General features: G+C 38.4%; 1 protein-coding gene. It reads left to right on the top strand.

The annotated features are described in order from the left end of the window. The coding region (locus tag KVT27_RS23505) for a TnsD family Tn7-like transposition protein (protein ID WP_254636261.1) at nucleotides 1–606 on the top strand (606 nt) is incomplete at both ends.

Below are 606 nucleotides of genomic sequence, written 5' to 3'. Positions count from 1 at the left end.
TAGTGGGTCTTTACTGGAACTCCTACAATCAAATATAAATTTTGATGAAACAGATTGGTTATCGATGATCTTTCAGCGGCACCGTAAATCGTTTCATCCAATACGTCATCTATTAATCATGATATTTTTAGGTGATGCTTTGCGTATTTTCTTTGAGAAGGGAGAGCCATACGAACCTTTTGGTAGTGGTCCGTGGTGTTGTTTAAACGTAGCTTGTAAGGATTACATGAAATCAGTGGTGAAAAATCTTGTGATAACAAGATGTTACGATACAAAACGTCCAGTTGGTACTTTCACATGTCACTGTGGGTTTGTGTATTCGCGAAGAGGACCCGACACGATTACAGAAGATAAATATAAGATCGGACGTATTAAAGACTTTGGTGATGTGTGGAAGAATAAACTTAAGGTATTGATTCGAGATGGTGGTACATTAACTGGTATTGCCAAAAAGCTAAACGTTGATCCAATAACTGTAAAGAGGCAAGCGACAATGCTGGAACTCGATTATTCATGGAGCGGTGAATCTAGAGAAGTAGCAGAAAAGAAAGCACGTTTTCAACGGAATATCAAGGCAGCATCCAATGAAGATGCTTTGCATATTAG

This window comes from Lysinibacillus sp. GbtcB16 (assembly GCF_019091145.1).
GTDB lineage: Bacteria > Bacillota > Bacilli > Bacillales_A > Planococcaceae > Lysinibacillus > Lysinibacillus fusiformis.
The sequence above is the reverse complement of the archived record's forward strand: the minus strand, read 5'-3'. Positions and strand labels throughout refer to the sequence as shown.